The sequence below is a fragment of the Microbulbifer regidiadema (SeqCode) genome (assembly GCF_052466995.1).
The window spans coordinates 3,928,399-3,944,867 of sequence record NZ_CP174297.1; the positions used below are offsets into that span (position 1 = coordinate 3,928,399).

The window sequence follows — 16,469 nt, forward strand, 5'->3', positions numbered from 1 at the left end:
TAACTGACGACCGGCTTCCGAAAGTCTTGTGTGGATTAGGCGCAAAGATTATGACTCTGAATTTGAAGCTAGCCTCAATGCAGTTGAGCTAGTGGCTGTGACGGAGGGTACTTAACACGGCCCTAGAGTTATATAGATATTGCATTTCTGAGTTCGCCTTTATATACCTAGACTTCTTACAAATTTTTATTTGTCGGGGTGAAATCTTGTCCTTCAGACTGCCCAATGCTTGTTGCCTTCACCCAAAGCACTTTCTACGGCAGATTGTACATGTTGGTCTATTGAACTATATCGGGTGATAAAGCTAATTGAAAGACAAATAACACTAACACCAACGATTACAGTAGGATCACCGAAGAAGTTTCCTATAGCTTGCTTCATGTCTGAAAAATCGGCTGCGGTTCCAATACCATATGCTCCTGCCAAGGCTGCGGGAATCCGCATAACTTTAACGGCCTTTTGTCGTACGTCGATATTTTTGTAGTCGTGCTTGTTAAGCTGTATGTTAATCAGTTAAATTTTTGTGTCCTCATAGCTTTTCAATGATATGCATTCCTTTCTGAAGGGTGGGGGCAATAAAGATTTTCTTGCTGTAAAAAGCGCCTGCTACAAAATACTTAATCCCAAGTTTAAACAATTCGGTAGAACTTTGGGGGGTATGTTTCACATATTGCCTAGCCCTCGATAGCCCTTTTTCATCAGTGCTTTGTTGGGCATCTATGGTGTGGGCAGTATTTGTTTTCACGTCAGTGACGCTAATCATAGATATCTCAAGGCTGCGTTGTGGTTCCCTGGCACTGCCGTTATAAAACTACCCTAATCCATTGCCAGATTTATTAATGCGGTTGGCATCGGTGGCGGCAATACATTCATGCTTATTTTGGAATTCTATAGCAAATAGCTCGATGTTAAATTTGGCGAAGATGAAGTTTCTGCGACGACCAGCGTCGATAACGTTTAATTATAAATATTCGCACTCGAAATGGGGCGTATGGCTTCGAGTGCGAAATTGGAATGTTTATGCGGCGAGATATCTGAATGATTGAGGTGGTGTGATATTCTTACCTAACATTGTAATACACATGGGTTTTTCATATTCTGTAATTTTTCCAACTTTAATAGCGACTGCATTTTTTCGGCCGCAAAAGTACTCATTGAAAAAATCTTTTGATATGCCCGCGTGCTTTCTAGTTTTTCTCCAGAGTTTTTCTGGCTCATCGTGTATGATTTTTTCAATGTCAAATTCTGCGACTACTTTTCCTATCGGCATCGTGGCATAAATTACCACTTTGGTTATATCTTGTCGTTTGAAGAGGCTTTTTCTGAATTCGTATTTTTTAGATCCGTCTAGGATTTTTTCTACAAATTCAGGTTTAATTGACAATAATACTTTCATTGACCTCTCCTAATTTGGTTATCTTCCCAAATTGTTCGTCTGATAGCTCCATAGACCCCCAGTACGAGTTTGGGTTAAGTCCCGCATCTTCTATTAAAGTTCCCCTGGTAACTCTTTTTGACATGGCTGCGTTATATGTGAATCGCAATATATGATGAAATTGTTGCTGCCTAAATATACTAATTAATTCTTCGTTGGAAAATACTGAATATGGGGAGCAGTAACTCAGAAATTCAGATTCGGAAGAGAATTCTTGTATATTTTTATATTCCTCAAGAATTCCAATTGATGTTGCTACAGATCTGAATTTTGCGGGACCCAATCCATCGGAGGTTCTGTATATCACGATGAGATCCCCTTTTTTATAGAGTGTAACTCCATCCATTGCGCATATATAAATTTTATGAATGCTATTCGTATGAGATACGTCTTTAATTATATTATGCGTTTCATTGTTTAGAATTGAATCGGGAAGCATTCTTGTATGATATTCAGGCTTTATTGCTAGTAAGTGCTTCCTATTATCGATGGTGTTTATGTATGGGTAGTCATGCAAGGTGTTGCCGGTTATAGAGCCCATCTTCCTGGTAAGAACGTGCTCAGTTCCATTCGGTGTTTCCTTCGATCCATGTATGCTGAACCCATATTTCATGAATAAATGCATGAGGTATTCATGCTTTGAGAATATTGTGACATATATGTCTGAAACATTTTCTTCAATAGCATGGTCGAAAATTTTCTTTATAAATCTCTCACCTCTTCGAGTCCCTTGCGAGTTGAATTTGAATGTCCCAATCTTTAAATGAGTGCCATATGGTAATGGGGGGTCCACGTCATCAACAATTTCTTCTTCAGTTTTTAGATACATGAAGCCGTCAATGGTGTTCTCTCTATATAGAACATAAGCTTTTTCTCCGGCTAGAGCTTTCCTGGTGAACCATCCAGAAAATTCAGAGTAATCTTCTTTTAGAGAATCAAAAAAGCTATCATTGATATTAATATCTGAGAACAAAGCATATTGAAGATTTTCCATAATCTACTCTTTGATTGTGTTTATTTGATTGTGTTTATTAGATTGTGAATTTCACTCTCATCATCATTAAAATTAAAGATTAAAAGAGGGATGTTTAATTTTTCCGTTATTTTTTTTCCGTATAGGATCTCTTCAGATTGGAGTGCAGCAAACCTTTCTGTCGAATGCTTAGTGTTGTCCCTATTCTCTATTCTTCTCATGACGCTTGAAATTTCATCATGCATCAATATAACTGCGCATGGAGATAGATCCATGAATGTCTGGGTGGGGATTCTTTCAATTTCTTCATCTTTGTTGAATAAGCAAAAATGACCATCAAGAATAATTGTTTGCTCTGATACAAGCTCATTAATGGCGGTGATCAAAAAATTTTGATTTTTCCCCACATTTTGTGAAACCTTTTTGCTCGAATAGGTGCCAGATCTTATCCTTTGAATTAGCTCACTTGCCGAATAATGAGGAAGTGAATGAAGCTTTGATATTTTCTTACACAGGGTTGACTTTCCAACTCCGTGAATTCCTGCCACAAAGAAAATGGCCCTTTTCATGACACACACTCCATATGCCGCACTAAAATATACTGCCAGCCTGCTGTTAAAGTATCCTAATAACTTTAAGCTTAACTTCTTTGGCGTAAAGAGAACCAAGAATAACCTAAGCGGGGTATGTTTGCCCGCCCCATGGAGATTGCCAAGCTTCAGTGTGTTTTTACGGTATAAGTGTACAAATTCCCTGCTCGTTTAGAGCTGCCTTGGTGAGGTTATGTAGCCCCGGAAAGCGCTAGTCTTTTTAGGGTTTATGAGTTTGAGGGGAATCGTTATGCAGTCAAGAATTCTGAGAAAACATAAAAGGTTCTTGCGAGTAGTTGACTTACTCGGTGAAGGTGGTGGGCCCTCCGGGACTCGAACCCAGGACCTGCCGATTATGAGTCGGATGCTCTAACCAACTGAGCTAAGGGCCCACACAGTGCTTGCGAGGATCGCTGCAAGCGGTTGGGAAAAGTACAAGATTTTTCCTTGCAAATCAATGCCTTTGTTAGCGCTAAGGGCGGATATGGCCAATTTTGATAAATCTTCGGCTCACTTTATCAGGGCCCCGGCTTCATCACAGGCCTTTTTGCAGCTGCTTTCTATCGAGAGCAGCCGCAAAAGACTTTAATTGGTTCGATAGTGTTAAGTTGTTATCTTGATTGGTACAACTGCATTGTTTTCAAGAGATGGCAGCCAAAACGTCACACTAAAGTATTTAAAGAGCTTCTGCATAACTCCGTAAGACCTCTGCGTGCCTTCCAAAATTATTCAGCGGCCCGTTAAAACGGTAGCTTGGGGATAAGTATGCAGCACCAAACCAGGAATGCGGCGAAGAGGGCGACGGCGACGGCGGCGGAGCCTGTGTCTTTGGCGATCTTGGCCAGGGGGTGTTTCTCCGGGCCTATGCGGTCCACGGTGGCCTCAATGGCGCTGTTAATCAATTCGAGCGGCAGTACGAACAGCACGGCGGCAATGAGTAGGGCGCGTTCAGTGGGTGTCTCTCCGGCCCAGAGGGCCAGCGGTACCAGCAGGCATGCGGCAATCACTTCCTGGCGAAAGGCCGCCTCATTGCGCCAGGCGGCGGCGAGCCCCTGGCTGGAGTAGCTGGCTGCGGCCAGGAGACGGGCGAGGCCCTTTTTGCCGGGCTTGTTGCTGAGTTCTTCCGGCTTTTCCTGTTTATTCGCCACTTCTTCTTGCATGTCTACTTCCTTCTTCTATCGCAAGGCCTGTCCGGGGGGTATTTTTAGATCGCAAAAAAAAGCCCGGTTGGACCGGGCTTTAGTTTAGCGCTTACTCGTCGAGGAAGCTGCGTAAGTGCTCCGACCTGGAGGGGTGTCGCAGTTTGCGCAGTGCTTTCGCTTCGATCTGACGGATACGCTCGCGGGTTACGTCAAACTGTTTGCCCACCTCTTCCAGCGTGTGGTCGGTATTCATATCGATACCGAAACGCATACGCAGTACCTTGGCTTCACGGGCGGTGAGGCCGGAGAGTACCGAGCGGGTTGCGTCGTGCAGGCCAGTTTGAGTGGCGGTATCCACCGGCGAGGACTGGTTTTGGTCCTCGATAAAGTCACCCAGGTGGGAGTCTTCATCGTCGCCGATAGGCGTCTCCATGGAGATCGGCTCTTTGGCGATCTTGAGGACTTTGCGCACCTTGTCTTCCGGCATTTCCATGCGCTCGCCCAGCTCTTCCGGCGTGGGTTCGCGGCCCATTTCCTGCAGCATCTGGCGGCTGATACGGTTGAGCTTGTTGATGGTCTCAATCATATGCACCGGGATACGGATGGTGCGGGCCTGGTCGGCAATAGAGCGGGTAATGGCCTGGCGGATCCACCAGGTGGCATAGGTGGAGAACTTGTAACCGCGGCGGTATTCGAACTTGTCCACCGCCTTCATCAGGCCGATGTTGCCCTCCTGGATCAGATCCAGGAACTGTAGGCCGCGGTTGGTGTACTTCTTGGCGATAGAGATAACCAGGCGCAGGTTGGCCTCGACCATCTCTTTCTTGGCGCGGCGGGAACGGGCCTCACCAATGGACATGCGGCGGTTGATCTCTTTGATCTGGCCGACTTCTAACTTGGCGCGTTCTTGGAACTGAGCCAGCTTGCGCTGAGCGCGCACAACTTCGTCTACGACGTGGCGCAGGGCATCGGAGTAATCGCGTTTTTTCTTGATGATCGCGGGGATCCAATCATCATTGGTCTCGTTGCCGGGGAATTCCTTGATAAAGGTCTTGCGCGGCATGCGGGCGCGTTTGATACACATGGCCATAACCACGCGCTCTTGCTCGCGCACGCTGTCGAGTACGTAGCGAACTTCGCCGTACAGCGGGTCGAACTGGCGCGGGGCCAGCTTGAAGAAGCGGAATACATCGCCGACGGCTTCGAGGGCCTGACCGGCTTCTTTGGAGTCGCGGCCGTGGGCGGCGATGGCTTCGTCGGCCGCTTTCTGCGCGGCGATCAGCGCGTTCATACGCTCGGCGAGTTCTTCGGGATCGATACCGCCGGTAGCTTCCTCTTCCTCGTCCTCACTGCTGTTATCGTCATCGCTGTCGTCGTCTTCAGTGTCTTCCTCAGACTCTGTTGACTCCGGGGCGGCAGCTGCGGCGGCTTGGCCGGCTTGGGCGCCCGGGGGGACATCGTCGGCGGGGTCTAACCAGCCGGAGATAATATCGGGGATGCGGCGCTCTTCTTTTTCGATCAGGGCGTATTCGTCGATGATCTGCTGCACTGCGCCCGGCCAGTAGGCCAGAGCGGCCATCAGCTCGCGCAGGCCCTCTTCGATACGCTTGGCAATGGCGATCTCGCCCTCGCGCGTGAGCAGCTCTACGGTGCCCATTTCGCGCATATACATGCGTACTGGATCGGTGGTTCGGCCTACGTCGGATTCTACGGCTGCCAGGGCAGCGGCAGCTTCAGCTGCGGCGATCTCATCGGCGGAGCTGTCGCCTTCAGCCATCAACAACTCTTCGGCATCCGGTGCGGTTTCAAACACCTTGATGCCCATGTCGTTGATCATGCCAATAATGTCTTCCACCTGATCGGGATCGGAAATATCTTCCGGTAGGTGGTCATTTACCTCGGCATAGGTCAGATAGCCCTGTTCTTTACCGCGGGCGATCAGTTCCTTAATGCGGGACTGTTGCTGGGTTTTGTCGGTCATGCACAACCCTGAATTCTGGGAATGAAAATACGGGACAAAGACGCGGGATTATAGCGTATTTGCACTAGCAATAACCACTCTAGCTGTCAAGTAACGGCGTAGGTGCGATGTTTAGGGTGCTGGGGTTCCCGATCCCGCCCGGCGGGGGTGAGTGAATATAGTGCTGAGCCCGCAGTTTTCAAGGGGCTGGCGCTTATTAATTCTGCTTTTTTCGCCAATTGGCTAATAGAGCCAGTTGTTCTTCTGGGCTCAGTTGGGCGCTGTTTCTGAGCTGATCGAGCAGATTGCGGTTGCGCTGCTTGTCCGCCGCTTGCTGCAGACGCCGCAGACAGTCGTTGAACTCGGTGTGCGGATCGTATTCCAGGTTGTTGTCATCCTGGGCGAGTTGTCGTGCCACCGAGACCAGCGGAGAAATGGCGAGCTTGGCCAGGGTGTCGCAAGACTCGGCGCTGTGGTGCGCGCGCCAGTGGCCGATCAATTGATAGAAATTTAACTGGGGGCGGCTTTTAAACAGTTCTACCAACTGGATAAATAGCGCCAGGTCGGCATTGCCCTCAATGGGGAGCTGCTGCGGATTTTCGATTTGCGCGGCCAGCTCCGGGTGGTGTAGCAGCAGGGCGATCAGCATGCGCTCCGGCGGCAGGCGATATTGGCTCTGGCGGCGGGGGCTGTCGTAACTCGGTGCGGCACTTTCGCTGTAGTTGTTGTCGCGCTGCCAGGGTTCCGGCGGTGTGCGGTGCTCCAACTCCTCGCGGGGGGCGGGGGCTGGATTTACCTCCCCCGCCGCTACTGTGGCTTGGGGTTGCTGCGGTGCGCGGGCTTTCTCGGTGCGGATAACCTCTTGCAGGGTCTCCTTATCGAGCCCGGTGCGCGAGGCCAGCTGCTGGAACATCAGCTGGCGGTAGACGCCATCGGGCAGCAGGTCGAGCAGGGGGGCGGCGAGTTTGGACAGGCGCGCGCGGCCGTCCATGGTCTGCAGGTTGATATCTTCGCTGAGCAGGTCGAAGAGAAAATCTTCCAGCGGTAGGGATTGCTCTTTAATTAATTGCTGGAAGCGCTCGCCGCCCAGCTGGCGCACCAGGGTGTCCGGGTCCTCGCCTTCCGGCAGTAGCAGGAAGCGCAGACTGCGGCCGTCCTGCATTTGCGGCAGGGCGGATTCCAGTGCGCGGCGGGCGGCGGCGCGGCCGGCGCGGTCGCCGTCAAAGCAAAACAGCAGCTCTGAGGTGTGGCGGAAGGCGAGCTGGATATGGTCTTCGCCACAGGCGGTGCCGAGGGTGGCGACGGCGCAGCGAATATCGAACTGGGCCAGGGCCACCACATCCATATAGCCCTCGACCACGATCAAGCGCTCCAAATTGCGGTTGGCCTGGCGCGCTTCCCACAGGCCGTAGAGTTCGCGGCTCTTGTGGAAAATCGGGGTTTCCGGGGAGTTGAGATACTTGGGTTTGTCGTCGCCCAGTACCCGCCCGCCGAAAGCGATGGCGCGCCCGCGCTGGTCGCGGATCGGGAAGATAATGCGGTTGCGGAAGCGGTCGTAGTGGTGGCGCGCGCTGGGCTTGGTATTGCCGTCGCTGTCCTGGCGGCGAATGGCCAGGCCCGCCAGCTCTAACTGGTCCGCTTTCTCGGGGCTATCGGCTAATGCATTGAGCAGGTTGTCCCAGCCCGGGGGCGCGAGGCCAATGCCAAAGTCCCGTGCGATCTCGCCGGAGAGGCCGCGATTGCGCAGGTAGGCCACCGCACTGCCTGCGGCGGGGTGGCTGCGCAGCTGTTCGCGGTAGTAGTCGGCGGCCTTTTCGGTGAACTGGTAGAGGGACTGGCTCTCCCGCTGGCGCTTCTCTTGTCCCGGGGCCAGTTGCTCCCGGGGTACTTCCAGTCCGCGAGTGGCGGCGAGTTTTTCCACCGCCTCGGGGAAGGGCAGGCGATCGTACTCCATTAGGAAGCCGATGGCGTTGCCATTGGCGCCGCAGCCGAAGCAGTAGTAAAACTGCTTGTCGGCGCTCACGGTAAACGAGGGGGTTTTCTCGTCGTGGAAGGGGCAGCAGGCGGAGTAGTTTTTACCGGTTTTGCGTAGTTTGACCCGGCTGTCCACCAGCTCGACGATATCTGCCCTGGCGAGCAGATCGTCGATAAAGTGCTGGGGTATCTTGCCGGCCATAGGGTTCGCTCAGCTTAGCCCAGCTGGGCCTTTACCAGTTTGCTCACCGCGCCCATATCTGCGCGGCCCTGTACCTGGGGTTTGACCTGGGCGATGACTTTGCCCATATCCGCCATGTTGCTGGCGCCGGTGTCTTTGACCGCAGAGGCGACGATATCGCTAATCTCATCTTCGCTCAGCTGCTTTGGCAGGAATTCCTGGATTACGGCAATCTCTGCCTGCTCCACTGCGGCCAGTTCGGCGCGGCCAGCTTTCTCGTACTGGGTAATGGAGTCGCGGCGCTGCTTGGTCATTTTGTCCAGCAGGGCGAGGATGCGGGCGTCATCCAGATCGATGCGCTCGTCGACTTCAACGCGTTTGATCTCGGCATTGATCAGGCGCAGGGTGGCCAGGCGCTCTTTATCTCGCGCCTTCATTGCGTCTTTGGTCGCTTGAGTCAGGGTTTCCTTGAGAGTGCTCATAATGAGTGTTCCGGGTTTGTTGGCAATGAATATCCGATTCGGGTGCCTGGGCTGGCTTGTCTGCCGGGCGGAAAAACCCCTTAGCCCAAACGCAAAACGGCGCGCGAGTAGGGCTCGCACGCCGTTCTTTATAGCTCCGCTACGGGCTGAGCCCGTTCGGCCGCCTCGCTGCGACAGGCTTATGCAGCCTGCGGCTCTTAGTAGAGACGCTGGAACTTGCGGTTTTCGCGCTGAAGCTTTTTAGCGTGACGCTTAACAGCGGCAGCAGCTTTGCGCTTACGAACAGCGGTGGGCTTCTCGTAGAACTCGCGACGACGTACTTCAGACAGTACGCCTGCTTTTTCACAGGAGCGCTTGAAACGGCGCAGGGCGATATCGAAAGGTTCGTTGTCTTTGATTCGTACAGAGGGCATTAGGATACCTGTTAAAATTCGTTTCTCTCGGCCATTCCGGCAATGCTCTCGCAGTTGCATCCGGTGGCCGGTTCACAGCGAGGGCGCAAATTCTAAACACTCCTATACGGGATCGCAACCCCATTTTCCAGTATGATAACCGCCCCTCGAAGTAGTCACGAGAATGAAATCAAGTGCGCGTCCTTGGTATAGAAACTTCCTGCGATGAAACTGGCGTCGCTATTTACGATTCTGAGTCCGGTTTACTCGGCCATGCACTGTTCAGTCAGGTGGACCTACACGCTGATTATGGCGGTGTCGTCCCCGAACTGGCGAGCCGCGATCATGTGCGCAAGCTCCTGCCGCTGATCCGGCAGGTTATGAAGGCGGCGGATACCAGCCCCGCAGACCTCGACGGCATCGCCTATACCGCCGGTCCCGGTCTGGTGGGCGCGCTGATGGTCGGGGCCTGTGCGGCCCGCGCTCTGGCCTATGGCTGGGATATCCCGGCGGTAGCCGTGCACCATATGGAGGGCCACCTGCTGGCTCCGATGCTGGAGGATAACCCACCGGCCTTTCCCTTTGTGGCTCTGCTGGTTTCCGGTGGACACACCCAGCTGGTCGAGGTGCGCGGTCTCGGCGATTACGAGCTGATGGGGGAGTCCCTGGATGATGCCGCCGGCGAAGCCTTTGATAAGGCCGCCAAAATGCTCGACCTGGATTACCCCGGCGGTCCGCGTCTGGCGGCCCTGGCGGAGAGGGGAGATCCCAAGCGCTTTACCTTCCCGCGTCCTATGACCGATCGGCCGGGCTTGGATTTCAGTTTTTCAGGCCTCAAAACTTTCACCCTGACAACGGTGCGCAAGCACGCCCTCGAAGATGGCCTGCCGGACGAGCAGACCTGCGCGGATATCGCGGCGGCTTTCCAGGAGGCGGTAGTGGACACCCTGGTGATTAAGTGTCGTCGCGCCATTAAGGCTTCCGGCTATAAAACCCTGGTGATTGCCGGTGGAGTTTCCGCAAATAAATTATTGCGTGAGCGCTTGGAAACGAGCCTGCGCAAGGATAACGCCAGTGTTTACTATCCGCGCCATGAGTTCTGCACCGATAACGGCGCCATGATCGCCTATGCCGGTAGCTTGCGCTTGCAGGCGGGGGAGCGGACGGGCCTCGCGGTCGATGTGCGCCCGCGCTGGCCTATGACAGAGTTGCCCAAGACCGAACTTTAAAAATCCCAGGGACAGCCTGGCAGTAAAAAGAAAAGAGCCGATCAATGGATATTGTTTATATACGGGATTTAAAGGTGAATACCATTATTGGTATTTACGATTGGGAGCGGGAAGTACGCCAGACGGTCAGCCTCGATCTGGAGATGGCTTTCGATATCAGTGAGGCGGCGCGCACAGATAATATCGAGTACACACTTAACTATAAGGCGGTGGCCAAGCGTTTGATCGCCTTTATTGAAAGCAGTGAGTTCCTGCTGGTGGAGACCATGGCGGAGCAGGCTGCGGCAATTGTCAGGGAAGAGTTTTCTGTAAGCTGGCTGCGACTGCGTTTGTCCAAGCCCGGTGCGGTCAGGGGGTCCAGGGATGTGGGTGTCATAATTGAGCGCGGCGAGAGGCCGACAAAAGGTGCAGCAGCGATGTCTGCGGGAGTGTAAACGTGGCTCAGGTGTATCTCAGCCTCGGCAGTAATATCAATCGCGCGCAGTATATCCGCGCAGCGCTGGACGCTCTAACCGAGCAGTTTGGCGAATTGCAGGTGTCCCGGGTCTTCGAAAGTGAGGCGGTGGGTTTCGAGGGCGATAACTTTTACAACCTGGTGGTGGGGCTGCAAACTGACTTGCCGCTGGGGCAGTTGGCCCCGTGTCTGCGCGCTATTGAAGATGCCAATGGCCGCCTGCGCTCCGGGCCCAAGTTCAGCGCGCGTACCCTGGATATTGATATTCTTACCTACGATGACCTGACAGGGGTTATCGACGGGGTAACATTGCCTCGCGGTGAGATTGTAAAAAATGCCTTTGTTTTGCAGCCTCTGGCAGAGATAGCTCCGCAAGTGCTGCACCCGCTTGCGCAAAAGACTTACCGACAGCTGTGGGATGAGTACGACCAGGCTTCGCAGAAATTGTGGCCGGTAGAATTTATTTGGCCGTGATTCCGATAATTTTTTAAAAAAATATCAATAAAAAAGCAGCCCTAGGGGGCTGCTTTTTTTGTCTGTAATAATTAACTCAGACTCATCAACGCCTCTTTGGTAAACGGCGTGATTTCCTCCGCGCGATCTTCACGCACCTTGGCGAACCAGTGGGGGTCTTGTAATAGTGCGCGGCCAACGGCAATCAGGTCGAATTCCTGATTGTCCATGCGGCGGGTTAATTCACCCAGGTCGGTAGGATTGGCAGTACCGCCCATGCCCTGGTTATTGCCGCCGATAAAATCATCGTCGAGGCCGACACTGCCGACAGAAATTACCGGTTTGCCCGTCAGTTCCTTGGTCCAGCCCGCCAGGTTGAGATCGGAGCCCTCGAATTCTGGCACCCAGAAACGTCTTGTGGAGGCGTGGAAAATATCGACGCCGGCTTCAACCAGTGGTGTCAGGAAGCGTTTTAGCTCTTCCGGATTTTGCGCCAGTTTGGCGTCGTAATCCTGCTGCTTCCACTGGGAGTAGCGCAGTACTATGGCGAAATCTTCGCCCACGGCTTCACGCACGGCTTTGATAATTTCCACCGCAAAGCGGGTGCGGTTTTCGATGGAGCCGCCGTACTCGTCATCGCGCTGGTTGGTGCCCTCCCAGAAAAACTGGTCGATCAGGTAGCCGTGGGCGCCGTGAATTTCTACACCGTCGAAGCCAATTTCCTTGGCAGCTTTTGCCGCATCTGCGAAGGCTTGCACAACTTCCTGGATATCCTCTTTGCTCATCGCCTGGCCGCTGGACTTGCCGGGTTTGAACAGGCCCGAGGGGGAGTAGCCGGGTGCGGATTTATCCGGGCCTATGCCCTCTTTGCGCACGGAGCCCACATGCCACAGCTGCGGAATTATCTGGCCGCCGGCAGCGTGGACTTCATCTACCACTTTTTTCCAGCCAGCCAGGGCGTCATCGCCGTAGATTGCCGGTACATTCTCGTAGCCGTTGGCGCCTTTGTGATTAACGAAAGTGCCCTCGGTAATAATCAGGCCCACTTCGCCCTCGGCGCGGCGGCGGTAGTAGCCGGCCACTTGGTCATTGGGGGCGTAGCCCGGTGACATGGTGCGGGTCATCGGGGCCATGGTGACCCGGTTGCGCAATTTTAGGGATTTGTGCTCGAAAGGACGCAGCAGGCTGTCCAGGGAACCGCTCATGTTTCTCTCCTGAATACTTGATTCAAAACTGGGACTCATCGGTCCCACTCGGTCGCAATTAAAATGGTTGCGTTATAAGACCTTATTTTGGCAATGAGTTCAATATCTGGTTTCGTATAGCAACCCTTTTGTCGGTATAATGGCCAGGGAGCTTCTGAATAACTCCGTAATGCCCTTTTTGGGGCTTACAGAGCGATTCACACTCCGCGTTGCGACTTCTTGAAAGGTCTAGACATTCCTGCGAAGCCGCGCCTTGATTGTGAACCGCTCTGCATGCCAGAGGTATCACGGAGTTATTTAGAGGCTCCCTATATGTCACGTAAACGCTTTGATGATCTCGATTGTTCCCTGGCCTGTGCCCTGAATGAAGTGGGGGACTGGTGGTCCCTGCTGATAATTAAGCAGGCGATGCTGGGTAACCGCCGTTTTGTGGATTTCCAGCGCAACCTGGGAATCGCCAAGAACATCCTGGTGGATCGCCTGTCCCGCCTGGTGGAAAACGAGGTGCTGATGCGCTTTGATGCGGGGGAACACGGTACCCGCTACGAGTACCGCTTGACGGAAAAAGGCCGCGATTTGTTTACGGCGGTGATCGCCCTGCGCCAGTGGAGCCTGCGCTGGAATGGCGACAAAGACGGCGTGCATCTGATTGATAAAAACAGCGGCGAGCCTATCCCCGAAATGGCCGTGCAGAATGCCCAGGGGCAAAAACTCAGCATTCGCGATGTATTATTTGTGGATGAAAACGGCCAGCCGCTGGATCAGGCTGGCTAGTTGGCTTTTTGAGGGCTCTATCAATCCTGGCTCTTGGACAGCAGTCTGATTATGTCCAGGGCCTTGCCCGGCTCCCAGCGCATCGCAGAGACAATGCCGTGCATAGCCAGTAGGCGCTGATCTAATTCCCCTTTCTTTTGCAGTTTTTGCAATTCTTGTGCGGCTTCGGCAAAGCCCCGCTGCTCATAAGTGAGTAGCAATTCGACGGTTTGTTCCGCCGGGGTGACCTGGCGTGGAACTGGGGTATAGCCCATCGCCCTTACCATACTCTCAGCCGCCAGCCAGGTGGACCAGGGGTTTTGCCCGGTAATAAGCTGGCCATCCACGCTGACTTGTTCCAGGTAAATGGGCCCAGCCTGAAAAAACGCGCCCTGCTCGCGTAAGCGATCCTCCAGCAGGAAGGGAAATCGTTGCTCGGCGTCAGGGATAAGAAAAAGCTCCTCTTCGTTAGTAAAAGCACTGATCTGCCGATCGGCGATTAAGGGCTCGCCATTATCCAGAGTGACATTGGCAAGTGCCGCTGGCCCGTGGCATACCGCGCCGATAACTTTGCCGCTGCTATAGATTTCCCGCACCAGGGACTGAATATGGGGGTTGTCGGGGAAATCGAACATGGTGCCTTTACCGCCGACAAAAAATACAGCCTGATAATCCTCTGCGGATACCTGATCGATAGGAATACTGTTATTGACCTTTTGCTGCGCTTCCGGGTCGTTGAGAAAGGCGTAGTCGAAAGGCCCGAGATCATCTTTATCGATCACCGCAGGCGGTTTGCCGCCCTTGGGACTGGCAATATCGACAATAAATCCGTTGGCCGAAAAGATGTAATAGGGGCGTGCCAGTTCCGTTAATTCATAGCCAGTCGCCTTGCCACTATCTCCCATGGTTGCAGTGCTGGTTACAACAGCTAAGATTTTCCCTCGGCTTTCCCTGGGTAATTGTTGTAAATACGCCAGGTCACTGACCATCGTAGTGGAAAAGTCCTGCTCTTGGGCTGGAATCAGGCCCTTAACCCAAATAATAAAAGCAAAAAATACGGACAAAGTCAGTGCCAGGGGAATAAAAATTTTCTTCAACATATTAATCTCCAAAATTGCGCTAGCAGGCGGAAAATCTTCTAGTGAGTTCGCAGGAGAATAACGGGTGGAAGGTGAAATTCAGGTGAGATTGTAATCGCTATTTAGGACGAAAGAGTAAATTGCGCTCGGGATCGTATAAGGTATGGATGCCGATTCACTGTGCATATCGAGCGAATACGGTAAAAATTTGAATCTTAGAACGCTACTGTGTAAAAGACAGTGCACACTGATAAATATTTTTTCGACATTGGACAGAGATGGTCCAATTTAAGGCTTCACAGATTCTCCTGGCCAGGAAAAGGCCTTGACCAATACCGTCACTGCCTTCCCTTTTTTGGCCGGGTAAGAGGGAGGTTTCTAGATCTAATTGGTTGTCTGTGGCGTTCTCAAACAAGAGTGTGTTCTCTTTATAGACAATAACCAATTCAGTGCTGGAAGCGTGCTGTAATGCATTGCTGATTAAGTTGTCGAATAGTAGGCTTGCCAGGTGTCGGTTGGCCAGGACTCTGACCTTTTGTCCTAACTTTAAATCAACATTAAACTGCTTTTGTACAATTAGCTGGTGTTGAACTAAAAGACGCTCCTCTAGTAAAGCGCGCAATGGGATATCTTCCGGCTGTAGAGACTCTGAGCGGGCGAGGGCTAATAGTGTCTGAACGGTTTTTTCCATACCGCTAACAGTTTCTAATAGCTCATTTCTCTCAGGCTTAGTCATTTCCCGATTTTGACTGAGAGCCAGTGTGCTTTTCAGAATGGTTAGCCCGGTGCGCAATTCATGGCTTGTATCCCGGGTAAATTCGGTTTCTCTGCGCAATGTTAGCTTGAGCTGGTTAAGGGTATCTTGCAAGGTACTGGCGAGATACCCGATTTCATCTTGTTCATTGCTATAGGGCAGGGAAATTTGAGAATCGCAGTTTCTCTGCTGCCGAACCGCTTTAGCCAGGGTTACTACAGGTGCGATGGTTTTACGGGAAATACGATAAGCACAGTAGAGGGCTAAGAGTAGGGTTGAGATACAGGCGCCGGCAAAGAGCCACAGAAGTTGTGAGGATTGCCGCGTAACAGTGAGCAATTCACTGACTTCAGCTACGAGAACGGCGGATTTATTGTTTGCAAAATGTACTCTGCGTAGATGGAAGTGATGTTCCGTATCGCTAAACCATTCAGCCTTTTCTGCGTGGCTTGGCAGGGCAGTGCGCAGTTCGGTCGGGATTACTTTACTTTCAGTGTATAGCGTTAAATAGGGTAGGCGTGGCTCTGGGGTTGTATTAGTCAGTTTTGCCTGCTGTTCGAGGTGGCGGACTTCCCCGGCCAGTAAGTTATCGAGTAAATGGTCTTCAACTACATAGGCCACCATCATACAAATGGCAAAAAACACCAAGCATAGCAGTAGGGTAAAACTGCCAAAAATAGCGAAGACCTTCCTCTGTAAATTACTGGTTGCGCGCATCGGGAATTTCCAACTGATAACCGAGATTGGTGATGGTTTTCAACATGGGAGTCTGGAAAGGCTTATCTAATGCTTGGCGCAGAGTATAAATATGGGATTTTAAAGCGTCTGTTTCTGGTGGTTCGTCACCCCAAATATGGTGGATGATTGCCGAGCGGCTTACTGGTGCAGGCGACGCCTGGGCGAGCATAGTGAGAATGCGGAAACCGATAGTTGTCAGGGGCAGAGGCTGTTTAGCCCGGTAGGCGGTTTGCTGGCGCTGGTTTATGTGTAAATCACCGACCTTAATTTCTTCACTGGTATGCAGCTGGTGTCTGCGGGCCAGGGCGCGGCATCTCAGTATCAGTTCCCTGGGTTCGAAGGGCTTACATAAGTAGTCATCGGCACCGATACCAAATCCGAGCTCTTTATCTGCGAGAGCATCGCGGGCCGTTAACATCAGAATGGGCATATTAACGGGCGCTTGTGCCTTGATCTTTTCGCAGACCTCCAAGCCATCCATATCCGGCAGACCCAGGTCGAGAATAATCAGGTCGAAGATTTGTTCCAGGGCCAGCTGTAAACCCTGGCGGCCCCGGTGGGCATAATCTATCTGCCAGCCCTCAGCGTGCAGGAATTCGGCAAGCTGGCGGGCGATAGTGGGGTTATCTTCAATCAGCAATATCTTCAGTGAGGGCACCGGCAAACCTCTTGTGG

17 protein-coding genes, 1 tRNA gene and 1 pseudogene are annotated in these 16,469 nt (G+C 52.3%); 5 read left to right on the forward strand and 14 right to left on the reverse strand.

Translation table 11 applies throughout. The annotated features are described in order from the left end of the window. Window positions 1-19: 19 nt before the first annotated feature. Window positions 20-115: pseudogene (locus ACJJIK_RS17090) on the forward strand (hypothetical protein); the annotation flags it as partial. A gap of 414 nt (window positions 116-529) precedes the next feature. Here the strand turns inward: ACJJIK_RS17090 and ACJJIK_RS17095 are convergent. From ACJJIK_RS17095 to rpsU, 10 genes are all read right to left on the reverse strand, one after another. After that, a complete protein-coding gene (locus ACJJIK_RS17095; protein ID WP_444943428.1) occupies window positions 530-763 on the reverse strand; it encodes a hypothetical protein in 234 nt (77 codons plus the stop codon). Window positions 764-1,018: 255 nt separating this feature from the next. After that, window positions 1,019-1,396 carry an ASCH domain-containing protein gene (locus ACJJIK_RS17100; RefSeq protein ID WP_444943429.1) on the reverse strand — a complete coding sequence of 126 codons (378 nt, stop codon included), beginning with the start codon at window positions 1,394-1,396 and terminating at the stop codon, window positions 1,019-1,021. Beyond that, on the reverse strand, window positions 1,374-2,429 hold the full coding sequence (locus ACJJIK_RS17105; RefSeq protein WP_444943430.1) for a hypothetical protein: 1,056 nt from the start codon (window positions 2,427-2,429) through the stop codon (window positions 1,374-1,376). The genes ACJJIK_RS17100 and ACJJIK_RS17105 overlap by 23 nt, the downstream gene beginning before the upstream one ends. Window positions 2,430-2,449: 20 nt before the next feature. Further along, window positions 2,450-2,977, reverse strand: a complete 528-nt coding sequence (locus ACJJIK_RS17110; RefSeq protein WP_444943431.1) for an ATP-binding protein — start codon at window positions 2,975-2,977, stop codon at window positions 2,450-2,452. Window positions 2,978-3,313: 336 nt separating this feature from the next. Further along, window positions 3,314-3,390: transfer RNA gene (locus ACJJIK_RS17115), tRNA-Ile, on the reverse strand. Between the two features lie 348 nt (window positions 3,391-3,738). Continuing rightward, entirely contained in the window at window positions 3,739-4,158 is a 420-nt protein-coding gene (locus ACJJIK_RS17120) for a diacylglycerol kinase (protein WP_444929488.1), read from the reverse strand. Window positions 4,159-4,249: 91 nt separating this feature from the next. Then, complete coding sequence (gene rpoD, locus ACJJIK_RS17125; RefSeq protein ID WP_444929489.1) at window positions 4,250-6,121, reverse strand: RNA polymerase sigma factor RpoD; 1,872 nt, start codon at window positions 6,119-6,121, stop codon at window positions 4,250-4,252. Window positions 6,122-6,317: 196 nt separating this feature from the next. After that, complete coding sequence (dnaG, locus tag ACJJIK_RS17130; RefSeq protein ID WP_444943432.1) at window positions 6,318-8,276, reverse strand: DNA primase; 1,959 nt, start codon at window positions 8,274-8,276, stop codon at window positions 6,318-6,320. Window positions 8,277-8,290: 14 nt separating this feature from the next. Further along, window positions 8,291-8,737 (reverse strand): GatB/YqeY domain-containing protein, encoded by a 447-nt coding sequence (locus ACJJIK_RS17135; RefSeq protein WP_444929491.1) that lies wholly within the window; start codon window positions 8,735-8,737, stop codon window positions 8,291-8,293. Between the two features lie 197 nt (window positions 8,738-8,934). Next, on the reverse strand, window positions 8,935-9,150 hold the full coding sequence (rpsU, locus tag ACJJIK_RS17140; protein WP_020411530.1) for a 30S ribosomal protein S21: 216 nt from the start codon (window positions 9,148-9,150) through the stop codon (window positions 8,935-8,937). 173 nt (window positions 9,151-9,323) lie between these two features. Between rpsU and tsaD the strand changes: the two genes are divergently transcribed. Genes tsaD through folK form a run of 3 tightly spaced genes read left to right on the forward strand, consistent with a single transcriptional unit; the run spans window position 9,324 to window position 11,286 of the window. After that, the gene (tsaD, locus tag ACJJIK_RS17145) at window positions 9,324-10,358 is read left to right on the forward strand and encodes a tRNA (adenosine(37)-N6)-threonylcarbamoyltransferase complex transferase subunit TsaD (protein WP_444929492.1); all 1,035 of its coding nucleotides are present in this window, start codon (window positions 9,324-9,326) and stop codon (window positions 10,356-10,358) included. 44 nt (window positions 10,359-10,402) lie between these two features. After that, window positions 10,403-10,792, forward strand: a complete 390-nt coding sequence (gene folB / locus ACJJIK_RS17150; protein ID WP_444929493.1) for a dihydroneopterin aldolase — start codon at window positions 10,403-10,405, stop codon at window positions 10,790-10,792. A gap of 2 nt (window positions 10,793-10,794) precedes the next feature. Then, window positions 10,795-11,286, forward strand: a complete 492-nt coding sequence (folK, locus tag ACJJIK_RS17155) for a 2-amino-4-hydroxy-6-hydroxymethyldihydropteridine diphosphokinase (RefSeq protein WP_444929494.1) — start codon at window positions 10,795-10,797, stop codon at window positions 11,284-11,286. A gap of 71 nt (window positions 11,287-11,357) precedes the next feature. Here the strand turns inward: folK and ACJJIK_RS17160 are convergent, their stop codons facing one another. Then, window positions 11,358-12,470, reverse strand: coding sequence for an NADH:flavin oxidoreductase (locus tag ACJJIK_RS17160; RefSeq protein ID WP_444929495.1), 1,113 nt, complete (start codon window positions 12,468-12,470; stop codon window positions 11,358-11,360). A gap of 312 nt (window positions 12,471-12,782) precedes the next feature. Here ACJJIK_RS17160 and ACJJIK_RS17165 point away from each other — a divergent pair, with 312 nt between their 5' ends. Continuing rightward, window positions 12,783-13,244 (forward strand): winged helix-turn-helix transcriptional regulator, encoded by a 462-nt coding sequence (locus tag ACJJIK_RS17165; RefSeq protein WP_444929496.1) that lies wholly within the window; start codon window positions 12,783-12,785, stop codon window positions 13,242-13,244. 20 nt (window positions 13,245-13,264) lie between these two features. Here the strand turns inward: ACJJIK_RS17165 and ACJJIK_RS17170 are convergent, their stop codons facing one another. The 3 genes from ACJJIK_RS17170 to ACJJIK_RS17180 form a co-directional block, all read right to left on the reverse strand. Beyond that, window positions 13,265-14,323, reverse strand: coding sequence for a type 1 glutamine amidotransferase domain-containing protein (locus ACJJIK_RS17170; protein WP_444943433.1), 1,059 nt, complete (start codon window positions 14,321-14,323; stop codon window positions 13,265-13,267). A 202-nt stretch (window positions 14,324-14,525) separates the two neighbouring features. Beyond that, the gene (locus ACJJIK_RS17175) at window positions 14,526-15,773 is read right to left on the reverse strand and encodes a histidine kinase dimerization/phospho-acceptor domain-containing protein (RefSeq protein WP_444943434.1); all 1,248 of its coding nucleotides are present in this window, start codon (window positions 15,771-15,773) and stop codon (window positions 14,526-14,528) included. Continuing rightward, a complete protein-coding gene (locus tag ACJJIK_RS17180) occupies window positions 15,757-16,452 on the reverse strand; it encodes a response regulator transcription factor (protein ID WP_444929499.1) in 696 nt (231 codons plus the stop codon). Before ACJJIK_RS17180 ends, ACJJIK_RS17175 begins: the two co-directional genes overlap by 17 nt. Between the last annotated feature and the right edge of the window lie 17 nt (window positions 16,453-16,469).

Bases quoted from the DNA above. Each gene is read 5' to 3' on its own strand.
- rpoD (WP_444929489.1), bottom strand. From the start codon at position 6,121: ATGACCGACAAAACCCAGCAACAGTCCCGCATTAAGGAACTGATCGCC.
- ACJJIK_RS17120 (WP_444929488.1), bottom strand. From the start codon at position 4,158: ATGCAAGAAGAAGTGGCGAATAAACAGGAAAAGCCGGAAGAACTCAGC.
- ACJJIK_RS17165 (WP_444929496.1), top strand. From the start codon at position 12,783: ATGTCACGTAAACGCTTTGATGATCTCGATTGTTCCCTGGCCTGTGCC.
- ACJJIK_RS17110 (WP_444943431.1), bottom strand. From the start codon at position 2,977: ATGAAAAGGGCCATTTTCTTTGTGGCAGGAATTCACGGAGTTGGAAAG.
- ACJJIK_RS17105 (WP_444943430.1), bottom strand. From the start codon at position 2,429: ATGGAAAATCTTCAATATGCTTTGTTCTCAGATATTAATATCAATGAT.
- ACJJIK_RS17135 (WP_444929491.1), bottom strand. From the start codon at position 8,737: ATGAGCACTCTCAAGGAAACCCTGACTCAAGCGACCAAAGACGCAATG.
- dnaG (WP_444943432.1), bottom strand. From the start codon at position 8,276: ATGGCCGGCAAGATACCCCAGCACTTTATCGACGATCTGCTCGCCAGG.
- ACJJIK_RS17170 (WP_444943433.1), bottom strand. From the start codon at position 14,323: ATGTTGAAGAAAATTTTTATTCCCCTGGCACTGACTTTGTCCGTATTT.
- ACJJIK_RS17175 (WP_444943434.1), bottom strand. From the start codon at position 15,773: ATGCGCGCAACCAGTAATTTACAGAGGAAGGTCTTCGCTATTTTTGGC.
- ACJJIK_RS17160 (WP_444929495.1), bottom strand. From the start codon at position 12,470: ATGAGCGGTTCCCTGGACAGCCTGCTGCGTCCTTTCGAGCACAAATCC.
- ACJJIK_RS17095 (WP_444943428.1), bottom strand. From the start codon at position 763: ATGATTAGCGTCACTGACGTGAAAACAAATACTGCCCACACCATAGAT.
- ACJJIK_RS17100 (WP_444943429.1), bottom strand. From the start codon at position 1,396: ATGAAAGTATTATTGTCAATTAAACCTGAATTTGTAGAAAAAATCCTA.
- folB (WP_444929493.1), top strand. From the start codon at position 10,403: ATGGATATTGTTTATATACGGGATTTAAAGGTGAATACCATTATTGGT.
- rpsU (WP_020411530.1), bottom strand. From the start codon at position 9,150: ATGCCCTCTGTACGAATCAAAGACAACGAACCTTTCGATATCGCCCTG.